Genomic DNA, 6,202 nt, shown 5'->3' with positions numbered 1-6,202 from the left:
AACCAGCGCCGCCGAGCTGCGCGCCCGGCGGCGCTGGTTCTCGCGTCCCGCTGCGGTGCTGGTCGCCGCGGGCATCGCCATCGTGCTCTTCATCGGCGGTGCGTTCGTGGGCAGCACGCTGTCCGGCAACAACTCGTATCAGCAGCAGCAGGCGACGGCACTCGCCGAGCTCAACGCCGCCCCCGATGTGCAGCGCACCACCACGGAGGTCGCAGGCGGAGGCTCCGCCACGCTGGTGTGGTCCGCCGACCTGCAGCGGTCCGCGCTCATCGCTGACGACCTCCCGCGACTGCCCGACGGCAAGGTGTACGAGCTCTGGTACATGGCGGACGGCGGGGCGACGCCGGCCGGCACGATGATGCCGGCGGAGTCCGGGTCCACCTGGCGCGTCCTGAGCGGACAGCTGACCCCCGGCGCGATCGTCGGCGTCACCGTCGAGCCGCGCGGCGGCTCCGACGCCCCGACGTCCGACCCGATCGTCACCATCCCCCTCTGACTCGGGCCCGCAGCAAGCCGCCGAGTACGCAGAAAGTGCGCGGACTCGAAGCGAATCCGCGCACTTTCTGCGTACTCGGCGGTTGCCCGCCGGGGCCGATCAGCCGAAGCGGCCGGAGACGTAGTCCTCGGTGGCCTGCTCGTTCGGCTTCGAGAAGATCAGGTTGGTGTCGTTGTACTCGATGAGCTTGCCCGGCTTGCCGGTGCCCGCGATGTTGAAGAAGGCGGTTCGATCGGAGACACGGCTCGCCTGCTGCATGTTGTGGGTCACGATCACGATCGTGTAGTCGTTCTTCAGCTCCTCGATGAGGTCCTCGATCGCGAGCGTCGAGATCGGGTCGAGGGCCGAGCACGGCTCGTCCATCAGCAGCACGTCGGGGGAGACCGCGATGGCGCGCGCGATGCAGAGGCGCTGCTGCTGGCCGCCCGACAGGCCGGAGCCCGGGAGGTTGAGCCGGTCCTTGACCTCGTTCCACAGGTTGGCGCCGCGCAGCGAGCGCTCCACCAGGTCGTCGGCGTCGCTCTTCGACATCCGGCGGTTGTTGAGCTTGACGCCGGCCAGCACGTTCTCGCGGATGCTCATGGTGGGGAACGGGTTCGGGCGCTGGAACACCATCCCGACCTGGCGGCGCACGAGCACCGGGTCGACGCCCGTGCCGTACAGGTTGTTGCCGTCGATCAGCACCTCGCCCTCCACGTAGGCGCCCGGGATGACCTCGTGCATGCGGTTGAGCGTGCGCAGGAAGGTCGACTTGCCGCAGCCCGACGGGCCGATGAAGGCGGTGACGGTGCGGGGTTCGATGGTGAGGGAGACGCCCTCCACGGCGCGGAAGTCGCCGTAGTAGACGTTGAGGTCGTTGACTTCGATTCGCTTGGACACGTTCGTTCCTTGTCTGGGGCGTCGGGTTGCCGGCTCAGCGGCCGTACTTGGGGGCGAAGGCCTTGGCGATGATCCGGCCGATGAGGTTCAGCAGCATCACGATGATGATCAGCGCGAGCGCGCCGGTCCAGGCGCGGTCGATGGAGTCCTGCGCGTGCAGGCCGGCAGCCTGCGTGTACTGCGTGTACACGAACACGGGGAGGGTCATCATCCGGTCGTTGAAGAGGTCGTAGTTCATGCTCGTGGTGAAGCCGGCGACGATCAGCAGCGGCGCCGTCTCGCCGATGACGCGGGCGATGGCGAGCATGACGCCGGTGACGAGACCGGCGAGGGAGGTCGGGAGCACGACCTTCAGCACGGTCAGCCACTTCGGCACGCCCAGCGCGAGCGACGCCTCCCGCAGCTCGTTCGGGACGATGCGGAGGATCTCCTCGCTGGAGCGCACGACGACCGGGATCATCAGCACCGACAGGGCGATGGAGCCCATGAAGCCGTTGCGGATGCCGGGCCCGAAGAACAGCGCGAACAGCGCGAATGCGAACAGGCCGGCGACGATCGACGGGATGCCGGTCATGACGTCGACGAAGAAGGTGATGCCGCGGGCGAGCATCCCGCGCCCGTACTCGACGAGGTAGATGGAGGTCAGCAGGCCGATCGGCACCGAGATGAGCGCCGCCATGAGCGTGATCTCGAGCGTCCCGACGATCGCGTGCAGCGCGCCTCCACCGGCTCCGATCACGTTGCGCATCGACATGCTGAAGAAGTCGAGGTCGAAGCGGGCGAGGCCCTGCGCGATGACGGTCCAGCCGAGCGAGATCAGGGGCAGCAGCGCGACGATGAAGGCGGTGGCGACCAGCGAGGTGATCAGCCGGTCCATCGCCTTGCGCGGCCCCTCGACCAGCAGGGAGGTCGTGTAGATCGCGACGTCGAACAGCACGGTTCCGAAGAACACGGCCCCGACGATGTTGAAGCCCTCGGTCGCCTTGCTGGCGGCCAGGATGGCGAAGATCGCGGCGAACACGACCCAGGAGCCGACGAGCATGACCCACGGCGTCCACCGGGGGAGCTTGCCGGCGGTGTACGAGTTGGCCAGCGGCCGTGCGGGGGCGGCGGCGGAGGTCGTGGCGGTCATCAGTTGGCTCCCGAGAAGGCCTTGCGACGGTTGACGATGTAGCGGGCGAGCATGTTGATCAGCAGCGTCACCACGAAGAGCACGAGACCGGAGGCCACGAGCGCGTTCACGCCGACGCCGGTGGCCTCGGGGAACTGGAGGGCGATGTTGGCCGCGATCGTGTTCGGGCTCTGCGCCTGCAGCACCGGGAGCTTCACGATCAGGGCGGGCGAGAGGACCATCGCGATCGCGAGCGTCTCGCCGAGCGCGCGGCCGAGGCCGAGCATGATGGCCGACACGATGCCGCTGCGGGCGAAGGGGAGGACGGCCATCTTGATCATCTCCCAGCGGGTCGCCCCGAGGGCGAGCGCCGCCTCCTCGTGCAGGCGCGGGGTCTGCAGGAAGATCTCGCGGCAGATCGCGGTCATGATCGGGATGACCATCACGGCGAGCACGAGCGCCGCCGTCAGGATGGTGCGGCCGGTGCCGGAGACCGGCGGGGCGAAGAGCGGGAACCAGCCGACGTTCTCACCGAGCCAGGCGTAGAATGGCTGGACGAACGGGGCGAGGGTCGCGATGCCCCAGAGGCCGAAGACGACCGACGGCACCGCGGCCAGCAGGTCGATCACATAGCCGAGGCCCTGCGCGACGCGGCGCGGGGCGAAGTGCGAGATGAAGAGGGCGATGCCCAGCGACAGCGGCGTCGCGACGAGGAGCGCGAGGATGGCGGCCCAGATGGTGCCGAAGACCAGGGGCCAGACCCAGGACCAGAAGTTGCTCGCCTGGTTCGGCAGCTCGCCCTCGCCGGCGAACAGGGCGGGGATGCTCTGCACGACGAGGAAGAGGGCGACGGCGGCGAGCGTCGCGAGGATCAGCGACCCGGCGACGATGGAGGCGGTGGAGAAGACGCGGTCGCCGAGGCGGACCTTCGCCTTGGGGCGGATGGCTCCTACGGTTGGTACGGTGCCGGCGGTCATCCCTGCTGGTCCTTCTTCACGTCAGTGCCTCTCATCGGGTGGTTCCCGCGGTGGCGGGTGAGGGGGTGACGCACCGCTCGGCCCGGGCTGACGAGCAGCCCAGGCCGAGCGGGCGCCGGGGTGTTACTTGATGCTGGCGACAGCGTCCTTCACCTTGGAGGCGAGGTCGCTGGCGAGCGGGGCGGAGCCGGCCTGCTCGGCGGCGGCCTTCTGCGCGTCCTCGCTGATGATGTAGTCGACGTAGCCCTTCACCAGGTCGGCCTTGGCGGAGTCCTTGTACTCCTGGCAGGCGATGATGTAGGAGACGAGGACCAGCGGCCAGTCGCCCTTGTTGGTCGCCTTGCGGTCGATCGCGATGGCGAGGTCGTTGGCCTCACGGCCGTCGGCGATCGGGGACGCGGCGACGACCGCGGCGGCGCCGTCTGCGCTGAGCTCGGTGTACTCGTCGCCGACCTTCAGCTGCGCGATGGAGAGACCGGCCGAGCCCGATTCGTCGATGTAGGTGATCGAGTTCTTGGCGTTCTTCGTGGCGTCGGCGACACCCGAGGTGCCCTTCGCCGCGTCACCGACCTGGAAGGGGAAGGTCTGGGAGGCCGGGGCCGTCCAGACGTCCGCCGCGTTGGCCGCGAGGTACTCGGTGAAGTTCTGGGTGGTGCCCGAGTCGTCGGAGCGGTGCACGACGGTGATCGGGGCCGACGGCAGCGAGGCGTCCTTGTTCTGGTCCTTGATCTTGGCGTCGTCCCAGGTGGTGATCTTGCCCGAGAAGATGCCGGCGATCGTCGCGGCGTCCAGCTTCAGGTCCTTGACGCCCTCGACGTTGTACGCGATGGCGATCGGGGAGATGTAGACCGGGAGGTCGATGCCCTTGCTGTCGGCGGCGCACCCGGCGAACGTGGAGGCGAGCTCCTCGTCCTTCAGCGCGGCGTCGGAGCCGGCGAAGTCGGCGGCACCCGAGATGAAGCTCTTGCGACCGGCGCCGGAGCCCTGCGGGTCGTAGTTGACGGTGACCTTCGGGTTGGCCTCCTGGAAGCCGGCGGCCCAGACGGTCTGCGCGGCGCCCTGCGCCGACGAGCCGATGCCGTTCAGCGTGCCCGACAGGTTCGACGGCGCGGCCGACGTCGACGCGGGGGTGCTGCCCTCGTTCGACGCGCACGCGGTGAGGGAGATGGCGGCAGCGGCCAGAACGGCCAGAGGAGCGCCAAGACGCTTCAGTTTCACAGTTGTCCCTTCCGGGGATCAGTAACAACAGGACGGGGTCGGTGCGACCCGCCTGCGACGCTATGCACCGTGTCTGACCAGCGTCCCCCGCAGCGGTAAACGCGAGGTTAACGACGGGTGTTGGGTTGGGGGTCCGCTCCTGTGCGACGAGCCGCATCTTGCATGTCAATGTCACATGTCGATACGGTCGAACCTCGCGGGTCGCCGACTCGTGTTCGCTCCGCGGGGTTGCGAACTGCTGACGGCGCCATTGGTCTCAACAATGGAAGTTGCTGCATGATGCGAATGAAACACCTCGCCGCGACCGTCGGTGTCGCGGCGGCGCTCACGATAGGCATTACGGGGGTGGCGCCCGCGCCGGTCGAGACTGGTCGGGACGATCCGCTCGCCGCTGTACAGCGCGCGACGCCGGACACAGTGAAGAATGCGGCGCGTGTCGTCACCACCGCAACCGGCGAGACCGCGATTGATGCGACCGTCGCAGGGGTGGACGTGAGCCTCCCGGTCGACCCATCGTCGGGGATATCGCTCGACACGGGAGCCGGTGAGCTTGCTGTGTCGCTCCCGTACGCCTCGGTCGCGGACGACGCCGCCGTTCAGAAGAAGGGTGTCGTCTCGTACGACAACAACAACGGTTCGGTCTCGGTGCCGGTGGTCACCGCCGACGGGTCGCTCCAGATCAACACCGTGATCACTGCGCCATCGGCGCCCCGGCGATACAGCTACGAGCTTTCAATCCCCGAGGGAGGCAGGATTCTTCCCGCAGACTCGGGCTTCTTCGTCGTCGACGCCAAGGGCGACCCGGTCGCATATGTCGCGCCGCCCTGGGCCAAGGACGCCGGCGGCACCCGGGTCCCCACGCGATTCGAGTTGAACGGGACGACGCTCACACAGGTCGTCGATCTTGCGCCGACCACGGCCTTCCCCGTCGTCGCGGACCCGCGGTTCGTCTGGTACAGCCTCCTCCCGTCGGTGCAACTCACGCGGAGCGAGACGAAGACGGCGACCACGCTGACAGGAATGGCGACCGTCTGCGGCTGGGTGACCCGGCTCACCGGATACGCGGGCGGCGCGCTGTGTGGCCTGAACGCCGCATCGATCATCGTCAACACGCAGCGCATCTACTACAGCGAGAAGCGGTGCGCCCAGTTCCTCATCGGTCCAGGCGTGATCGCGACCATCGGCTATTCGGGCGGGTACTGTCGATGAGGCTCCGAGAGGTGTTCCGGTCCGACGTCCGCCGGGCGATCAACGCGACGCCGGCGCGGCGGATGGCGTCGTTCGGTTCCATGGCCGTGCTCGTCGCCCTGGCTGTGATCTTCGGCTCCGTGACTCCATGGTGGTTGTGGCCCCTCCTGGTGATTATGGAGGGCGTGCTGTTCTTGGCGCTCGGCAACCACTGGGCGGGGAAGGATGCGCGCGCACGCGAGTCGGACGAGTAAGCCGTGGGGGGGGGCGGGGGGGGGGGGGCCCCGCCGCCCGCGGCCCCCCGGCACGGTCGCGGGAATAGTTTTTGGGGCG

7 protein-coding genes are annotated in these 6,202 nt (G+C 68.5%); 3 read left to right on the top strand and 4 right to left on the bottom strand.

What is annotated here, in order from left to right; all coding sequences use genetic code 11:
- Window positions 1-496, top strand: a 496-nt coding sequence (locus tag ACR9ZG_RS17555) for an anti-sigma factor (protein ID WP_481286135.1), incomplete at its 5' end; no start/stop codon positions are given.
- A 99-nt stretch (window positions 497-595) separates the two neighbouring features.
- On the opposite strand, the gene pstB is transcribed toward ACR9ZG_RS17555, so the two are convergent.
- From pstB to pstS, 4 genes are all read right to left on the bottom strand, one after another.
- Window positions 596-1,375, bottom strand: a complete 780-nt coding sequence (gene pstB / locus ACR9ZG_RS17550) for a phosphate ABC transporter ATP-binding protein PstB (RefSeq protein WP_481286134.1) — start codon at window positions 1,373-1,375, stop codon at window positions 596-598.
- Between the two features lie 34 nt (window positions 1,376-1,409).
- The gene (gene pstA / locus ACR9ZG_RS17545) at window positions 1,410-2,507 is read right to left on the bottom strand and encodes a phosphate ABC transporter permease PstA (protein ID WP_481286133.1); all 1,098 of its coding nucleotides are present in this window, start codon (window positions 2,505-2,507) and stop codon (window positions 1,410-1,412) included.
- Window positions 2,507-3,463: a phosphate ABC transporter permease subunit PstC gene (gene pstC / locus ACR9ZG_RS17540; RefSeq protein ID WP_481286132.1), complete on the bottom strand. Its 957-nt coding sequence runs from the start codon at window positions 3,461-3,463 to the stop codon at window positions 2,507-2,509. The genes pstA and pstC overlap by 1 nt, the downstream gene beginning before the upstream one ends.
- Window positions 3,464-3,586: 123 nt before the next feature.
- The gene (gene pstS, locus ACR9ZG_RS17535; RefSeq protein ID WP_481286131.1) at window positions 3,587-4,681 is read right to left on the bottom strand and encodes a phosphate ABC transporter substrate-binding protein PstS; all 1,095 of its coding nucleotides are present in this window, start codon (window positions 4,679-4,681) and stop codon (window positions 3,587-3,589) included.
- A gap of 285 nt (window positions 4,682-4,966) precedes the next feature.
- Between pstS and ACR9ZG_RS17530 the strand changes: the two genes are divergently transcribed.
- Both ACR9ZG_RS17530 and ACR9ZG_RS17525 read left to right on the top strand, forming a co-directional pair.
- On the top strand, window positions 4,967-5,890 hold the full coding sequence (locus tag ACR9ZG_RS17530) for a hypothetical protein (RefSeq protein ID WP_481286130.1): 924 nt from the start codon (window positions 4,967-4,969) through the stop codon (window positions 5,888-5,890).
- Window positions 5,887-6,123 (top strand): hypothetical protein, encoded by a 237-nt coding sequence (locus tag ACR9ZG_RS17525; RefSeq protein WP_481286129.1) that lies wholly within the window; start codon window positions 5,887-5,889, stop codon window positions 6,121-6,123. The genes ACR9ZG_RS17530 and ACR9ZG_RS17525 overlap by 4 nt, the downstream gene beginning before the upstream one ends.
- Window positions 6,124-6,202 lie beyond the last annotated feature (79 nt).

The sequence above is a fragment of the Leifsonia sp. KNZ12-8B genome (assembly GCF_056755495.1).
Note: the sequence above shows the minus strand (reverse complement) of the source record. Positions and strands in the feature narration are given on the sequence as shown.